Here is a 16,976-nt window from a genome sequence, read left to right as displayed (position 1 = left end):
TACCCCTTTGTGGACTTGCCGCCGATGAACGATTGCAAGCAATCATTCACCGCCGACAAGTTTATATTTTCACCCCGACCGTGCTGAAAAGTATCGGTCATTTTTTATTGCACCGAGAAAGGAGGTTCAAACAAAAATGCCAGTACCCCATCTAAACATACGAATTGTTCAGAGAAGCAAGGGCAATTCCGCAGTTGCCGGAGCTGCCTACCAAGCCGGAGAAAAACTGTTTTCCGAGTACGACCAGAAACACAAAGACCACCGCAAAAAACAGCATGAGGTTGTTTACACGGAAATCATGTTGCCGACAAATGCTCCACCCGAATATGCAGACCGAGCAACGCTTTGGAACTCTGCCGAGGAAGTGGAGAAGCAATGGAACTCACAGCTTGCAAGGCGTTTCGTTGTTGCCCTGCCGAGAGAAGTGCCGCTTGAAATGTGTCCGCAGATGATGCAGGAATACTGCAATGAGTATTTCGTGTCCAAAGGAATGTGTTGTGATTTTGCAATCCATGACCCAGATCCACCGGGACACAATCCCCATTGCCACATCATGCTGACAATGCGAGCCATTGACGAAAACGGAAAGTGGATGCCCAAGAGCCGAAAGGTTTATGACCTTGACGAGAACGGCGAGCGTATCAAGCTCCCGTCCGGCAGATGGAAAAGCCACAAGGAAGATACCGTTGACTGGAACGAACAGTATCACGCCGAGGAATGGAGACACGGATGGGAAGTCATTCAGAATAAATATCTGGAGCTTGCCGGAAGTGCCGAGCGTGTGGATATGCGTTCTTATGAAAGACAGGGGCTTGATATTATCCCGACTGTCCACATGGGAGCCGCCGTGTCTGCTCTGGAACGCAAGGGCATTGAAACCAACATCGGCAATCTCAACCGAGATATTAAAGCCGCTAACCGCATGATGAACGCTATCCGCAGTACCATCAAAAGTCTGCGAGACTGGATTGCGGATATTGTGTCTGCCACAAAAGAAGCGTTTGCGGAAATGGAAGCCGAAAAGAAAAACGCTTCTCCCGACCTCTCCATTCTGCTTCGTGATTATATGAATCTGCGAAAGGCAGAGCGTAGCGACTGGTCGAGGTACGGACAGCAGAAAGGCACAGCCGATGATTTGAAAGCAGTTTCCAAAGCTCTGATCTATTTGAAAGAACACGAGCTTTTCTCTCTGGAAGATTTGGACACCGCCCTGCAAGGCGTGAACCAGAGAGCCGGAGCAATCAGCAAGGAAATGAAAACCGCATCCGACCGAATGAAAGTCATTACCGCTATTCAGACTGCGGTTGCCGACTGTCAGACCCACAAGGCAGTCCATGACAAGTATATCAAAATCGGTTGGAAAACAAGGCAAGCCGCTTTTGCTGAAAAGCATAAGGATGAACTGACTTCCTACAACAAGGCGTACCGTACTCTGAAAAAGCATGGCGTTGATTTGAATGTCAATCTGGATGCCCTGCAATCCGAGTATGACAAGCTGAAAGCGACCCACACCGAGCTTGCCGGACAGCTTGCTACCGTCAAAGAGGAATTACAGCCGATGAAAGAAATCCGCTACTGGGTGGGCAAAGTCCTCACGCCGGAACAGGCAGAGGTTGAGAAGAAGCCCGAACCGAAGCACTCCCTCAAAGAACGCTTGCAGTATGAGCAGGCAGAAAGCAAAAAGAAGCAGGAGCAGAAAACTCCGCAGCACAAAAAACAGAATATGGAACTCTAACAGGCACTTGCCGTTTTCTCTTGTGAAAATGTCGAGTGCCTTTTTGTTTCCCGAAAGGATGATGCAATGAATGTATTTGAAGCAGTAAAAGGCAATGTTACCACCCGACAGGCGGCAGAGATATACGGCATCCGTGTCAACCGTCACGGCATGGCAGTCTGCCCATTCCACAATGACAAAAATCCGAGCATGAAAGTGGATATGCGTTTCCATTGTTTCGCTTGCCAAGCAGACGGGGATGCAGTTGATTTTGTTTCCAGACTGTTCGGACTGCCAAGCAAAGAAGCCGCTATGAAATTAGCTGACGATTTCGGTATCTGCTATGACAGCAGACAGAAGCCATCCGTCAGACCCAAGATAAGAGAACCTACCCCAGAGCAGAGATACCAACAGGAAGAAAACCGATGCTACAAGGTGCTGACTGATTACTTCCATTCTCTCCGAGCGTGGAAACAGCAGTACGCACCGAAACAGCCGGAGGATGAATGGCATCCCCTGTTCGTGGAAGCCCTGCAAAGAGAAAGCTATATCGAATATCTGCTTGATGTTCTTTTGTATGGCACTCCCGAAGAAAAGAAAGCTCTGGTTGCCGAACAAAGAAAAGAGGTGATGAAACTTGAACAGCGATTTGCAGAACACACCGCCGAGCATGACCGTAGAAGAAGTCAGAGGAAGTCTGGACTTGACCGATAGCGGAGCAATCAAGAACAGCATAAGGAACTGTCTGACCGTCTTTCAGAATGACCCCCATCTGCAAGGTGCTGTCAGGTACAACATTCTCACGGAGCGTATCGACATTGTGAAGCCCCTTTGGTGGAGCAAGCAGACAGCGACCTTGAACGATACGGATTTGAATTATCTCATGCTCTATCTGGAAGATAAATACGGACTAACGAGCGAGAAGAAAATCCAGAAAGCTATTTCCATTGTCGCTGACTGCAATCAGTACCATCCCATCCGTGACTATCTGAACAGTCTGGAATGGGACGGCACGGAACGCATCCGTTACGCTCTGACCCGTTTCCTCGGTGCGGAGGACAGCGAGTACACTTATCAATGCTTGCGACTTTTCATGTTGGGAGCTATCAGCAGAGTGTTCAAGCCCGGATGCAAATTTGAAGTCATGCTCTGCCTTGTTGGTGGGCAAGGTGCAGGAAAGTCCACTTTCTTCCGACTGCTTGCAGTCAAAGACGAATGGTTTTCCGATGACCTAAAGAAGATTGACGATGACAATGTTTACCGCAAGATGCAGGGACATTGGATAATCGAAATGTCGGAAATGATTGCCACAGCCAACGCCAAGAGCATTGAGGATATTAAGTCCTTTATCAGCAGGGCGAAAGAAACCTATAAAGTGCCGTATGAAACCCATCCGGCAGACCGACTTAGGCAATGCGTGTTCGGCGGTTCTTCCAATACGATGGACTTCCTACCGCTTGACCGAAGCGGCAACCGTAGGTTCTTGCCCATCATGGTACACCCCGAAAATGCCGTGGTTCACATTCTGGAAGATGAAGCTGCATCCAGAGCGTTCATTGACCTTATGTGGGCAGAAGCCATGTTCATCTATCAGAATTTCCCTGTAAAGCTGACCTTATCAAAGGATATGGACAAGGAACTGAAAGAACTGCAAAAGCAGTTTATGCCGGAGGACACCAAGGCAGGACTGATACAGTCTTTCCTTGATAATTACAACGGCACACAGGTCTGCTCCAAGCTGATCTATGCAGAAGCTCTGAACCATCCCTTTGACGAGCCGAAGCAATGGGAAATCCGAGAAATCAACGAGATAATGAACAACAGCATTGAGGGATGGACACCATTCTCCAATCCCCGTATCTTTGCCAAGTACGGCAGACAGCGAGGATGGGAACGCACCCCAACGTCCGGCAACGAGCTATCGGCAACAGGCTCAAATCTGCTTGACGGTTTTCGGGAACTGACCGAGGAAGAAGCCCGACAGATGGAACTTCCATTCTGAAAAACTGACCGTGTTGCCGACCCTGTTGCTATCCCGTTGCCGACCCCGTTGCAGGGCTAATCCCTTAAAACCCCTTTGTTTACAGGGAGTTTTCTTCTCTGACAACGAAAGCAACGGAGAAATCAAAGAAAAAAGTAAAAATAGTAAAAGAGCCAGATAGGACTATGTTCGAGGTTTTTTGAAGCCCGTTGCCGGACTTCGTTGCCGACCCTCACACCCTGTCTGGCTTTTTCCATTTCAAGGAGGTATTCAATGGCAAAAGTAAAGAACACAGCAACCACAGCCACCGAGCAGACCGCACCCGTACTTGTCAGAAAGATTGGAAAGACCACCTACATGGTGGGCATCCATTTCAGCCAGACGAGCAAGGAAACAATGGACGATAAGGTGCTACGCCTTATCAAAAACGACATTCGCAACGCCGCTATGTGCGGATAAAACCACCGTCAAGGCTGAATGTGAGTTGTTCATAAAATGTTTGCAAATAAAATGCACATTCTGTCTTGACGAAACGCTTCCGAAAGGTACTCTGGTTCTCGAAACGGGCCAAATGTTCCAGCGGGCAGGCTACCGGGTGAAAATCCTGAACACGATAAACTTTTCCAAGTCCATGAAGTACAACCCCTTTGTCTACATCCACTCGGAAAAAGACGTGCTGAAGCTGGTAAATACCCTTATCGCTAACACCAAGGGCGAGGGTGAAAAATCAGCAGAAGATTTTTGGGTGAAGTCGGAACGGCTGTTCTACACTGCGCTTATCGGCTACATCTGGTATGAGGCCCCGGCAGAAGAAATGAACTTCACCACCCTGCTGGAAATGATAAATGCCAGTGAAGCCCGCGAGGACGACCCGGAGTTTCAAAGCCCAGTGGACCTCATGTTTGAACGGCTGGAACAGAAAGACCCGGACCACTTCGCCGTCCGGCAGTACAAAAAGTTTTTGCTGTCGGCGGGCAAGACCCGTTCTTCCATCCTGATAAGCTGTGGTGCCCGTTTAGCCCCATTTGACATCCGGGAGGTGCGGGAGCTGATGGAGAACGATGAAATGGAGCTGGACACCATCGGGGATGAAAAGACCGTGCTGTTTTTGATTATGAGCGACACGGACACCACCTTCAACTTCATTCTTGCCATGCTCCAAAGCCAGCTTATCAACCTGCTGTGTGACCGTGCGGATGATAAATACGGCGGTCGGCTGCCTGTCCATGTGCGGCTGATTCTGGACGAGTTCGCCAACATCGGGCAGATTCCCAACTTCGACAAGCTGATTGCCACCATCCGCAGCCGGGAAATCTCGGCATCCATCATTTTGCAGAGCCAGTCGCAGCTGAAAGCTATCTACAAGGATGCGGCCGAAATCATTTCAGACAACTGCGATTCTGTTCTCTTTTTGAGTGGGCGGGGCAAGAATGCAAAAGAGATCTCCGATGCGCTGGGGAAAGAGACCATCGACAGTTTCAACACCAGCGAAAACCGGGGTTCTCAAACCTCCCACGGACTGAACTATCAAAAATTAGGAAAGGCGTTGATGTCAGAGGACGAAATCGCAATCATGGACGGCGGCAAATGTATTTTGCAGCTGCGGGGCGTGAGGCCGTTCTTCTCGGAGAAGTTCGACATCACCAAGCACCCGCACTACAAATACCTTGCGGACGCGGACAAAAAGAATACCTTTGAGGTGGACAGGTTCTTATCCACCCTGCGCCGGAAACGGCAGCAGGTAGTCGCACAGGACGAAAGTTTTGACCTGTACGAAATCGACCTGTCGGATGAAGATGCAGCCGCCGAATGAGGCGGCATTTTTTGAAAAAATTTTTGAGTGCCGCAGAACAAGCGGCAGAAAGTGAGGACCTTATGGAATTTTTCAACAGCGCAGTTGATACTTTGCAGACGATTGTGGTCGGTCTGGGCGGTGCCCTGTGTGTCTGGGGTGGCATCAACCTGTTGGAGGGCTATGGACAGGATAACCCCGGCAGCAAGAGCCAGGGCGTGAAGCAGCTGGTCGCGGGCGGCGGCGTTGCCCTGATCGGCGTGACCCTTGTCCCGCTGCTGTCCGGGCTGCTGGGCTAACCTCAACTTATCCGTACATCCACCTTTGAGACCCCACCGCGCTCTCCCGCTCACATGGGAGGGCGCGGGAAAGGAGGTATCTTTGCTTGATTAGTGAGATCATCGAGAAATGGATAAAAGGCATTTTGATAGATGGCATCACGGGCAACCTCTCCGGCCTGTTCGACAATGTGAACGCCAAGGTGGGCGAAATCGCTTCGGACGTTGGTTCTACCCCGCAGGCATGGAACAGCGGCATTTTCAATATGCTGCGCAGTCTTTCCGAAACGGTGGTGCTGCCCATTGCAGCGGCCATCCTTGCCCTTGTGATGTGCCATGAGCTTATCCAGATGATTACCGAAAAGAACAATATGCACGACTTCGATACTTCCATGTTCTTCCGCTGGATTTTCAAGTCTGCCTTTGCCATCCTCATAGTCAGCAACACATGGAATATCGTTATGGGTGTGTTCGATGCCACCCAGAGCGTTGTCAACCAAAGTTCCGGCGTTATCATTGGCGAAACATCCATCCACTTTGACCGCCTGATACCCGGACTGGAATTTCAACTGGAAAGCATGACCATCGGCAGTCTGCTCAGCCTGTGGTTCCAGACCCTTGTGGTGGGCCTGACCATGAACATCCTGTCCATCTGCATCTTCCTTGTGACCTACGGCCGCATGATTGAGATTTACGTTGTGACCGCACTGGGGCCTATCCCGCTGGCGACCATGGGCAGCAGCGAGTGGCGCAGCACCGGGCAGAACTATTTGAAATCGCTTTTGGCGTTAGGCTTCCAAGCGTTCCTGATTATGATTGTCGTGGGCATCTATGCGGTGCTGATACGCAACATTTCAGGTGCAGCGGACATTGCCGGGGCCATCTGGGGCTGCATGGGCTACACCGTGCTACTCTGTTTCTGTCTGTTCAAGACCGGCAGCATCAGCAAGTCGGTGTTTGGTGCCCACTAAGGCCGAGAAAGGAAAAACGTATGGCGTATGTGACCGTTCCCAAAGATTTGACCCATGTAAAATCCAAAGTCTTATTCGGGCTGACCAAGCGGCAGCTGGTCTGCTTCGGCGGTGCGCTCCTCACGGGCGGACCGCTTTATTTTTTGGCCCGGAACTATCTTTCCAACAGTGCAGCGGCGTTGCTGATGATTTTTGCCATGCTGCCGGGGCTGCTGTTCGCTCTGTTCGAGCGGCACGGCCAGCCCCTTGAAGTGGTGATTCAGCAAATGATTCAGTGCTGCTTTATCCGTCCCAAGGAAAGGCCCTATCAGACCAACAATGCTTACGCCGCCCTTGTGCGGCAATACCAAATGGAACAGGAGGTAAAGGCCATTGTCCAGAAAAACGACACCCCGCGAAACCGAAAAGCCCAAAAAGCTCACCCGCGCCCAGAAAAAAGAAATTGATGCCGTTCTCCGCAAGTACAAGGGTGACGGCAAGCCCCGCACGGCACAGGCCACCATCCCGTATGAGGCCATCTACCCGGACGGTGTGTGCCGCATTGACCGACGCACATTCTCCAAGTGCATTGCCTTTGAGGACATCAGTTATCAGCTGGCTCAGCCGGAGACCCGCACCGCCATCTTTGAATATCTGTGCGACCTGTACAACTATGTGGATGCTTCCATCCATGTGCAGCTTTCGTTTTTGAATCGCAAGGTTGACCCGGTGCAGTACGCAAAAAGTTTTGAGATCGCACCGCAGGGGGATGATTTTGACGACATCCGCGCCGAGTACACGGCCATCCTGCAAAAGCAGCTTGCCAGCGGCAACAACGGCATCGTCAAAACGAAATACCTAACCTTCACCATCGAGGCCGACAGTCTGAAAACAGCGCGGGCCCGTCTGACCCGCATTGGCCTTGACCTGCTGGGCTATTTCAAGACCATGGGCTGCGTGGCGCACGTCATGGATGGGCGGGAACGTTTGGAGGTGCTGCACGGCATCTTCCACCCAGACGGCGAACCGTTCCGCTTTGACTGGGACTGGCTGGCACCCTTTGGCCTGTCTACCAAGGATTTTGTGGCCCCGTCCTCCCTCTGTTTCGGTACGGCCAAAACCTTTGGTTTGGGCGGCAAGTATGGAGCTGTGAGCTTTTTACAAATCCTTGCGCCGGAACTTTCGGACGAAATGCTGGCCGACTTCCTCAAAACGGAAAGCGGGATTCTCGTCAATCTCCATGTGCAGGCCATCGACCAGACCGAGGCCATCAAAACCATCAAGCGAAAAATCACAGACCTTGACGCCATGAAGATTCAGGAGCAGAAAAAGGCTGTCCGTTCCGGGTACGACATGGACATCCTCCCCAGCGATCTTGCCACCTACGGCGAGGATGCCAAAAAGCTGCTGAACAAACTGCAAACAAGAAATGAGCGATTGTTCATGCTGACTTTTTTAGTGCTGAACGTGGCCGACACCAAGCAAAAACTGGGCAACGATGTGTTCCAAGCGGCAGGTGTGGCCCAGAAGTACAACTGCTCTCTTGTCCGGCTGGACTACCAGCAGGAGCAGGGCCTTGTGTCCAGTCTGCCGCTGGGCATCAACCAGATAAGGATTCAGCGCAGCCTTACCACCTCCAACGTGGCGGTGTTTGTGCCCTTTGTAACGCAGGAGCTTTTCCAGAGCGGTGCGGCCATGTATTACGGCATCAACGCAAAATCCCACAACATGATCATGCTGGACCGCAAGCAGGCCCGGTGTCCCAACGGCCTAAAGCTGGGCACGCCCGGCAGCGGCAAATCCATGAGCTGCAAGTCTGAAATCGTCAGTGTGTTTTTAACGACTGCTGATGATATTTTTATTTCAGACCCAGAGGCCGAGTACTACCCGCTGGTCAAGCGGCTGCATGGGCAGGTCATCAAACTTTCGCCCACCAGCAAGGACTATGTGAATCCTCTGGACATCAACCTGAATTATTCCGAAGATGACAGCCCGCTGGCCTTGAAGTCGGATTTTGTGCTGTCGTTCTGTGAGCTGGTCATGGGCGGCAAAACAGGTCTGGAAGCGATTGAACGCACCGTGATAGACCGTGCCGTGAAAGCCATCTATCGCCCCTATCTGGCGAATCCCAGCCCGGAGAATATGCCGATTTTGTCTGACCTCCACCAAGCCCTGCTCGACCAGCACTTGCCGGAAGCGGACCGGGTAGCGCAGGCATTGGACTTGTATGTGTCCGGCTCGCTGAATGTGTTTAACCACAAAACGAATGTGGACATCCACAACCGGCTCGTGGCCTTTGACATCAAAGAGTTAGGCAAGCAGTTAAAAAAACTGGGGATGCTCATTATCCAAGACCAGATATGGGGCCGTGTCACCCAGAACCGCAGCCAAGGCCGGGCCACATGGTATTTTGCAGACGAGTTCCACCTTTTGCTGAAAGAGGAACAGACCGCCGCGTACAGTGCCGAGATTTGGAAGCGCTTCCGCAAATGGGGCGGCGTGCCCACAGGTGCCACCCAAAATGTGAAGGACCTTCTTTCTTCCCCGGAGATTGAGAACATTCTGGAAAACAGTGACTTCATCACGCTGCTGAATCAGGCATCCGGCGACCGCAAAATCCTTTCGGAACGGCTGAACCTCTCCGCAGACCAGCAGAAGTACATCGACAATTCGGAACCGGGCGAAGGACTGCTGATTTTTGAAAACGTGGTGCTTCCGTTTTCCAACCCCATCCCGAAAAACACACAGCTCTATAAGATCATGACCACCCGGCTCAGCGAGGTGGTGGAGCTATGAGCTTAACACATTTCAGCTTGTTTTCCGGCATCGGCGGCATCGACCTTGCCGCGGAAGCAGCGGGGTTTACCTCTGTCTGTCAATGCGAGTGGGCGGCATTTCCCGCCGCTGTGCTGGCAAGCCACTGGCCGGAAGTGCCCCGTTTTCAGGACATCACCACTGTAACAAAGGAGGCTTTCTTTGAAAAAACAGGACTTCGCACCGTCACCCTCATTTCAGGCGGCTTCCCGTGCCAACCGTTCTCCACCGCAGGGCGGCAGCGTGGCTTCCACGATGAACGCTATTTGTGGCCCGAAATGCTGCGCGTTATCCGGGAATTGCAGCCCCGTTGGGTGCTTGGAGAAAATGTTGCTGGCTTCCTCCGTATGGGGCTCGACAAAACGCTCATTGACTTGGAGCAGGCAGGTTACGATGTTCGGGTTTTCGTATTACCTGCTGCTGCCGTTGGCGCGTGGCACGAACGGAAACGGGTATTCATCATCGGCTCCGCTGCTTCCCACGCCCCTTGCCAGCGACACCGGGGATGTGGGCAAGGGGCTGGACATCCAAATCTCTGCGAATGGCAGTTACCGCAAGATGAACAAGGATGGCAAGGCGTGGACGGCGCGGCTTTCCCATGTGGTCTACCGAATGACACCCACCACGCTGGAAAAGCCCTACCTCAACCCGGACTGGGTAGAGTGGCTGATGGGTTTCCCGCGCAAATGGACGGACATTCCCTTTGGGCCGAAGAACCCGCCGACATCTCGCGCCTGACCGAAGATGTGCCGAACCGCAGCAAGCGGATGAAAACACTGGGCAATGCAGTTTCGCCGCCGCAGGTGTTCCCGATTCTCAAATACATTGCGGACATTGAAACGGGCCGCTGTCCGATGGGAGGTGAAGAACTTTGAAAGAATTGCAGGCAAAAGCCAAAGTCATCCAGACCATGACCCGTGACGGTCTGGTGGTGGAAAATCAAGCGGACGGCACTGTAGAGAATGTTTCCAGTCGGGAAACGGAACAGGACTACTCCACGGATGCCGAGGGCAAGGCCGAAAAAATTCTGGAACGGGCCGAGGACATCAAGGACGGGCATAAAAATAAAAAGAAAGCGAAAAAGGCAGCAGAAACAGCAGCCACCGCCGAAAGCGAAGATGGTCTGCACCGTTCCGCTGCCCGTCTGGAACTGACCGAGGACGAACGGGCAGACCCGGCGTTGCAGCCGTATATCCAAAAGGCGGGAGCGAAAGCCGACAAACTGGATGCAGCCCGCGCCGCTCTGCCGAAAAAGCGTGTTCCGGTCAAGGGAAAAGTCTACGATGCTGTCAGCGGCAAGGCAAAATCCACCTTGCGTTTTGAGAAGCAGGACAAAGGCCCACCCAGCCTGAAACCAAACCCGGCCAGCCGCCCGCTGTCGGAAGCGTTGCTGTTCGCTCACGGAAAAATCCATGAAGTCGAACACGAAAATGTGGGTGTGGAGGGTGGCCACAAGGGTGAAGAACTGGTGGAGCATCAGACCGCCAAGGTTATCCGCAGCGGCATCCGGCACCACAAGATGAAGCCCTACAAGGCCGTGGAAAAGGCAGAGCGTCAGCTCATGTCTGCCAATGCAGAATACTTTTACCAGAAATCCTTGCGGGACAATCCGCAAATTGCACAGGCGGCCAGCAACCCCATTTCCCGGATGTGGCAGAAACGGCGTATCAAACAGCAGTATGCCAAAGCTGCACGGCAGGCCGGACAAGCCGCCGCGCAGGGTGCAGCCGCCACCGCAGAGAACGGTTTCCGGGTAACGAAGCTGGCGGCCGAGGGCGGCGAACGGGTAGCCGAATTTGCGGCCCGGAACTGGAAAACCATTCTGATCGTGGCGGTGTTCGGTCTGCTGGCTCTGCTCTTGATAACGGGTTTGCAGTCCTGCACCGTGATGGCGGGTACCGCTGGAACCGGCGTGACGGCATCTTCTTATTTTTCCAAGGACAAGGATATGCTGGGTGCAGAGAAGGCTTATGCCAAGCTGGAACAAAAGCTGCAACGGTATCTCGACACCTACGAGGCCACCCACAACTATGACGAGTATCATTTTTATCTGGATGAAATCGAGCATGACCCCTATGTGCTGATCTCGATTTTGTCCGCGCTGCATGACGGCGTGTTCACACTGGCCGAGGTGCAGGGCGAACTTGAAATGCTCTTTGAAAAGCAATACATCCTGACCGAGACCGTGACCATGCAGATACGTTACCGCACAAAAATGATGGTCATTATTGGCCCGTATGGTGTGCCGCAGGTTATCACCTATCAAGAACCGTATGAATACTACATCTGCACGGTCAAGCTGAAGAACAAAGATTTGTCCCACCTACCCGTGGAAGTGCTGACCGAAGAACAGCTCAGTGCCTATTCGCTCTATATGCGCACACTGGGCAACCGGCCGGATTTGTTCGGTAAAGCGCAGTACCCCAATGCGTCCACCATCAAGCAGCCCACCTACTACGATATTCCCCCGGAAGCACTAAAGGATGATAGGTTTGCCGCCATGATGGAGGAAGCCACGAAGTACATCGGCTACCCGTATGTGTGGGGCGGCAGTTCGCCCAGCACCAGCTTTGATTGCAGCGGCTACATTTCGTGGGTGCTGAATCACTCCGGCTGGAACGTGGGCCGCCAGACCGCACAGGGCCTTTACAACCTCTGTACTCCTGTTTCGGCCGCACAGGTCAAACCGGGCGACCTTGTGTTTTTCAAGGGAACCTACGATACCCCCGGCGTGAGCCATTGCGGTATCTATGTAGGCAATTCCATCATGCTGCACTGCGGCGACCCGATCTCTTACACAAACCTCAACTCGAAATATTGGCAAGAACATTTTTACAGCTATGGGCGTTTACCGTGACGCCAGAAAGGATTTTGTATGGCAAAAAGACTTTCCCGCATTGAGCGCGACATTGAACGGCTCAAAGAAAAAATCTCTGAATACCAGCAGCAGTTGAAAGAACTGGAAGCTGCAAAGACCGAACAGGAAAACTTGCAGATCATTCAGCTGGTGCGCAGCATGAATATGAAGCCGGACGAGTTCGCGGCCTTCCTGCGCAGCGGTGCGCTGAATGCTGCACCCACCGCCACACCGTACCACAAACAGGAGGATGCCGCCAATGAAACCTGATTGGAACCGCCGTTTTGCAGCTGGGCTGCTGGCTATCCTGCTCTGCCTCTGCTCCTTTTCCATGCCCGCTTTTGCAAGCGGCTCTGACCCTGCCCCGGAACCTCTGCCGGAGATTATCGAAGAAGAACCCACCACGGGCGGCATGGAGCCGGAGGGTGTGCCCATCACGCCCAAGGGCAATGCAACACTGGTGGATGATTTCTATGGCGACAAGCAGCTTATCACTGTGACCACCAAGGCCGGGAATTATTTTTACATTCTCATTGACCGTGCCAACGAGGACAAAGAGACCTCTGTTCACTTCCTGAACCAAGTGGACGATGCCGACTTGCTGGCCCTGCTGGATGAAGAGCCGCAGGCCGCCGAAGTCTGCACCTGCACCGTGAAGTGTGATGTCGGGGATGTCAATGAAAACTGCCCCTTGTGTGAAAAGAGCCTGCGCAACTGCACGGCCCCGGAAGCTGTGAAAACTGACACTGAAACGCCAGAGGAAAAACCGAAGTCCAGCATGGGCAGTCTGATTGTCCTGCTGGTGCTGGCTCTGGCGGGCGTCGGCGCGGCACTCTATTATTTCAAGTTCCGCAAGCCCAAGGCCGATACCACCGGGCACGATGATCTGGACGAGTACGATTTTGGCGAGGACGAGGATGCAGACGAGGAACCGGCTGAAATTGAGAGTTCTAATGATATTTCCCAATAATCTTTCTCTTATCATAAAGGAACCGGGTCCACCCATTGTCGAGCAGACCCGGTTCTCATTTTTCAAAATCGTGAGAATTGGGATTGTACCAGCGAGAATCGTTCAAAAGAACAAGATTTCCTCTTTCTTTGCGCTCTCCCTCATAAATCGCGTGGCAATTAGGGCAGGTAAAGAAAAATCTATAATGGTTTGAACTACTCAGCGTTTCATACTCTCCTTGCATTTGTGAGCCGCAGAACTTGCACGTTTGAAACATTTTATCCCCCTGCCTTTATATCACTGATTGCTGCCTGTAACATTGCTGCCGCAACAGCAGCGGCAATATCTTTTACCGTATCCAATGCCAAAGGCAATCCCTTTTCCTTTATAACTTTTAGGGTTTTATTCCACACGGTGTCATTCTTTATTTTGTCTAGGAACTCATGTCCTTCCCAAGTTAGTCTGCCTACATAAAAAGCATACAATCTATCATCTGCATAACGCGACACATAGGAAGATACCAATTGCGCATCATGTAAAAGACTACAATGATATGCAACCACTTCTGGTGTATAATCGTTCAATCCCAAATCGTGATATGATAAAGCCCTGTCTGTGTATTTTTCCTCTATTGCAAAAAGAATTTTTCGGATTAGCACCATATCTCTTTCCATTGTATCACCCCTTTTTTAATCATTATACCACATATTTCATCTACATAAAAGGATGGTGTTCTATATGAATTTAGTTATTGCCGAAAAGCCCAGTGTGGCCCGCAGCATCGCCGCCGTGATCGGGGCCACTGAAAAGCAAAACGGCTATTGGCAGGGCGGCGGGTATCTGGTCAGCTGGTGCATCGGGCATCTGGTGTCCTTTGCCGAGGCGGGCCAGTACGATGAAAAATACTGTAAGTGGCGGTATGAGGATTTGCCCATCCTGCCCCAGCCGTGGCAGTTCATCGTCCCGGACGAGAAGAAACAGCAGTTTGAAATTGTCCGCGCTCTGCTCAACCGCCCGGATGTGGACAGTGTGACCGCCGCGACCGATGCAGGCCGGGAGGGAGAACTGATTTTCCGTTTCGTCTACCAACTAGCCGGCTGCACAAAACCCGTGAAGCGGCTCTGGATTTCCAGCATGGAGGATGCCGCTATCCGGGAGGGTTTTGCAAACCTGCGCCCGGATTCGGATTATGATGCTCTGTATCAATCGGCCCTCTGCCGTGCAAAGGCGGATTGGCTGGTGGGTATCAATGCTACGCGACTGTTTTCGGTGCTGTACCACAAGACCCTGACCGTGGGCCGGGTGCAGACCCCGACACTGAAAATGCTGGTGGACCGGGATGCAAAAATTCTGCGCTTCCAAAAAGAAAAGTATTACACGGTCGGCATCCAGTCCGGCAGCTTGAAAGCGGACAGTGGGCGCATTGCCAGCATGGACGAGGCCAACACTTTGAAAGCTACTTGTGCCGGAACATCTGCCATCTGTACTTCTATCAAGCGTGAGAGAAAGGCAGAACAGCCGCCTAAGCTCTATGACCTGACGGCCTTGCAGCGGGAGGCAAACCGTCTGTTCGGTTTCACAGCCAAGCAGACCCTTGATTACGCCCAGCAGCTTTACGAAAAGAAACTGCTGACCTATCCCCGCACGGACAGCCAATATCTGACCGAGGATATGGGCCAGACGGCACAACATCTTGTGTCTGACCTGCTGGGACTGCTGTCCTTTGCCCAAGGGCTTGACTTGACCCCGGAAGTGGGCCGGGTGCTGAACAGTAAAAAGGTATCGGACCACCACGCCATCCTTCCCACAGCCGAATTTGTAAAACAGGGCTTCACCGGCCTTGCGGAAAGTGAGTGCAAGCTGATGAACCTTGTCTGCTCCAAACTGCTCTGCGCGATAGCCGCGCCCCATGAGTACGAAACTGTGACTGCTGTGTTCTCCTGCGCCGGGAACGAGTTCACCGCCAAGGGAAAGACGGTGCTTGTTCCCGGTTGGAAAGAGATCGACCAGAGGTTCCGCTCCACCCTGAAAGCAGATACCGAGGAAGAAGTGCTGAACACCCTGCCGGAACTGGCCGAGGGACAAAGTTATTCTGTTGTATCTGATATTTCGGAACATTTCACGTCCCCGCCGAAAGCCTACACGGAAGATACACTCCTGTCAGCAATGGAGCGGGCAGGGTCCGAGGATATGCCGGAGGAAGCGGAACGTAAGGGGCTGGGCACTCCGGCCACCCGTGCCGCGATTCTGGAAAAACTGGTGCAAATGGGCTTTGTGCAGCGCAAGGGCAAGCAGCTTGTCCCCACCAAGGACGGCATCAATCTGGCGGTGGTTCTGCCGGAAAGCCTGACCTCTCCCGCTCTGACTGCTGAATGGGAAAACCGTCTGACCGAGATTGCCAAGGGCAATGCAGACCCGGACGAGTTCATGGCCGAAATTGAAGCGCAGGTGCGTCAGCTGGTCAAGACCTACTCCTGTATCAGCGCGGACAAACAAAACCTGTTCCAGTCGGAACGGGTTGTCATCGGCAAGTGTCCCCGGTGTGGTGAAAACATCTACGAGGGCAAGAAAAACTTCTACTGCGGAAATCGTGGCTGTCAATTCGTAATGTGGAAGAACGACCGCTTCTTTGAGCAGCGAAAAAAGGCGTTCACCCCAAAGATCGCCGCCGCTCTGCTCAAAAACGGCAAGGCAAAGATAAAGGGTCTCTACTCCGAGAAAACAGGAAAAACCTATGATGCAACGGTGCTTCTGGCAGATACGGGAAGCAAGTACGTCAATTACCGAATTGCGACAGATTCTATAATGTGATAGAATAAACTTAACTAACGGAACTTTGCAGGGGGATGCCGTAATGAAATTCACAGATAGATGTCCAGCTACTTGGAAAGAGCTACAGGATGATGTTGCGTTGCTTCTAAATCAATCGGGATATCGAGCAGTTAGCCCTTGTACAATTGATACCGTTCGTGGCAAAGTGGAAGTTGACGTTTTGGTCGAATCTCCTGACGAACTAGTTAAAAGAATTGTGTGTGAATGTAAATTCTGGAATTCTTCAGTTCCAAAAGAAAAAGTGCACGCATTCAGAACGGTTGTACAAGATTCTGGTGCATCATTGGGTCTTTTGATTTCACAAGCCGGCTTCCAATCCGGCGCGATTGAGGCTGCAAATCTTTCAAATGTACGCTTGATGACGTGGAATGAATTTACAGATATAATTGCCGACAAATGGACATTAACGCGATTAAAGCAGCTCAAAAAGGAATCTGTTCCATTGTCTGAATATACCAGCCCTCTTCATTTTCCATTTGATGACTTAAAAGATGAAGATGTCGGACGCTATCTAAAGGCTTGTGATAAATACAGGCCTTTGCGTACTACCTGTTGGGAAATTACTAGAAAAGATTTGAAAGAAAATGATTCTCTAACAGATTTTTGGTATAAGGGGTCGGAGTTCACAACAATCGAAAGCTATCTAAATTTTCTTTCAGATCAAGTAACAGCAGGTCTAAAAGAATTTGGCGAAATTCTTACAAATTCCAATATCACAATTCCACCTGAACGGCTCGAAAAGTCGTATGGGTATATTTATATGTCCCTTTAACAGATTTCGGATAAGTTCATAATAAAATTACGAGGGC

Annotated in this window: 15 protein-coding genes and 1 pseudogene; 15 read left to right on the top strand and 1 reads right to left on the bottom strand. The window is 51.7% G+C overall.

Going from position 1 to position 16,976, the window contains the following annotated elements; all coding sequences use genetic code 11:
- Positions 1–136: 136 nt before the first annotated feature.
- From mobQ to F3G95_RS02445, 13 genes and pseudogenes are all read left to right on the top strand, one after another.
- Positions 137–1,735: a MobQ family relaxase gene (gene mobQ / locus F3G95_RS02505; RefSeq protein WP_149793677.1), complete on the top strand. Its 1,599-nt coding sequence runs from the start codon at positions 137–139 to the stop codon at positions 1,733–1,735.
- Between the two features lie 66 nt (positions 1,736–1,801).
- On the top strand, positions 1,802–2,428 hold the full coding sequence (locus F3G95_RS02500; RefSeq protein ID WP_149793676.1) for a CHC2 zinc finger domain-containing protein: 627 nt from the start codon (positions 1,802–1,804) through the stop codon (positions 2,426–2,428).
- Positions 2,385–3,716 (top strand): virulence-associated E family protein, encoded by a 1,332-nt coding sequence (locus F3G95_RS02495; protein WP_149793675.1) that lies wholly within the window; start codon positions 2,385–2,387, stop codon positions 3,714–3,716. The genes F3G95_RS02500 and F3G95_RS02495 overlap by 44 nt, the downstream gene beginning before the upstream one ends.
- Positions 3,717–3,968: 252 nt before the next feature.
- The gene (locus F3G95_RS02490) at positions 3,969–4,154 is read left to right on the top strand and encodes a transposon-encoded TnpW family protein (RefSeq protein ID WP_149793674.1); all 186 of its coding nucleotides are present in this window, start codon (positions 3,969–3,971) and stop codon (positions 4,152–4,154) included.
- A 79-nt stretch (positions 4,155–4,233) separates the two neighbouring features.
- Positions 4,234–5,508, top strand: a pseudogene (locus F3G95_RS02485) (type IV secretory system conjugative DNA transfer family protein); the annotation flags it as partial.
- A gap of 62 nt (positions 5,509–5,570) precedes the next feature.
- Positions 5,571–5,786, top strand: a complete 216-nt coding sequence (locus F3G95_RS02480; protein ID WP_005922889.1) for a Maff2 family mobile element protein — start codon at positions 5,571–5,573, stop codon at positions 5,784–5,786.
- A gap of 86 nt (positions 5,787–5,872) precedes the next feature.
- Positions 5,873–6,736 carry a VirB6/TrbL-like conjugal transfer protein, CD1112 family gene (locus F3G95_RS02475; protein WP_005927770.1) on the top strand — a complete coding sequence of 288 codons (864 nt, stop codon included), beginning with the start codon at positions 5,873–5,875 and terminating at the stop codon, positions 6,734–6,736.
- 20 nt (positions 6,737–6,756) lie between these two features.
- A complete protein-coding gene (locus tag F3G95_RS02470) occupies positions 6,757–7,182 on the top strand; it encodes a PrgI family protein (protein ID WP_008982752.1) in 426 nt (141 codons plus the stop codon).
- Positions 7,109–9,511 (top strand): VirB4-like conjugal transfer ATPase, CD1110 family, encoded by a 2,403-nt coding sequence (locus F3G95_RS02465; protein WP_149793673.1) that lies wholly within the window; start codon positions 7,109–7,111, stop codon positions 9,509–9,511. Before F3G95_RS02470 ends, F3G95_RS02465 begins: the two co-directional genes overlap by 74 nt.
- The gene (dcm, locus tag F3G95_RS02460) at positions 9,508–10,404 is read left to right on the top strand and encodes a DNA (cytosine-5-)-methyltransferase (RefSeq protein ID WP_149793672.1); all 897 of its coding nucleotides are present in this window, start codon (positions 9,508–9,510) and stop codon (positions 10,402–10,404) included. Before F3G95_RS02465 ends, dcm begins: the two co-directional genes overlap by 4 nt.
- A complete protein-coding gene (locus F3G95_RS02455; RefSeq protein ID WP_149793671.1) occupies positions 10,401–12,386 on the top strand; it encodes a C40 family peptidase in 1,986 nt (661 codons plus the stop codon). The genes dcm and F3G95_RS02455 overlap by 4 nt, the downstream gene beginning before the upstream one ends.
- 18 nt (positions 12,387–12,404) lie before the next feature.
- Complete coding sequence (locus F3G95_RS02450) at positions 12,405–12,656, top strand: DUF4315 family protein (RefSeq protein ID WP_117554029.1); 252 nt, start codon at positions 12,405–12,407, stop codon at positions 12,654–12,656.
- Positions 12,646–13,356 carry a DUF4366 domain-containing protein gene (locus F3G95_RS02445; RefSeq protein WP_149793670.1) on the top strand — a complete coding sequence of 237 codons (711 nt, stop codon included), beginning with the start codon at positions 12,646–12,648 and terminating at the stop codon, positions 13,354–13,356. The genes F3G95_RS02450 and F3G95_RS02445 overlap by 11 nt, the downstream gene beginning before the upstream one ends.
- Before the next feature lie 257 nt (positions 13,357–13,613).
- Here the strand turns inward: F3G95_RS02445 and F3G95_RS02440 are convergent, their stop codons facing one another.
- Positions 13,614–14,009, bottom strand: coding sequence for a DUF2513 domain-containing protein (locus F3G95_RS02440; RefSeq protein ID WP_112121137.1), 396 nt, complete (start codon positions 14,007–14,009; stop codon positions 13,614–13,616).
- A gap of 64 nt (positions 14,010–14,073) precedes the next feature.
- On the opposite strand from F3G95_RS02440, the gene F3G95_RS02435 reads away from it, so the two are divergent.
- Together F3G95_RS02435 and F3G95_RS02430 are read left to right on the top strand one after the other, a co-directional pair.
- A complete protein-coding gene (locus F3G95_RS02435; RefSeq protein ID WP_149793669.1) occupies positions 14,074–16,146 on the top strand; it encodes a type IA DNA topoisomerase in 2,073 nt (690 codons plus the stop codon).
- Between the two features lie 43 nt (positions 16,147–16,189).
- On the top strand, positions 16,190–16,939 hold the full coding sequence (locus F3G95_RS02430; protein WP_120120746.1) for a restriction endonuclease: 750 nt from the start codon (positions 16,190–16,192) through the stop codon (positions 16,937–16,939).
- The last annotated feature ends 37 nt before the right edge of the window (positions 16,940–16,976 follow it).

The sequence above is a fragment of the Faecalibacterium sp. Marseille-P9312 genome (assembly GCF_902497445.1).
GTDB lineage: Bacteria > Bacillota > Clostridia > Oscillospirales > Ruminococcaceae > Faecalibacterium > Faecalibacterium longum.
The sequence above is the reverse complement of the archived record's forward strand: the minus strand, read 5'-3'. Positions and strand labels throughout refer to the sequence as shown.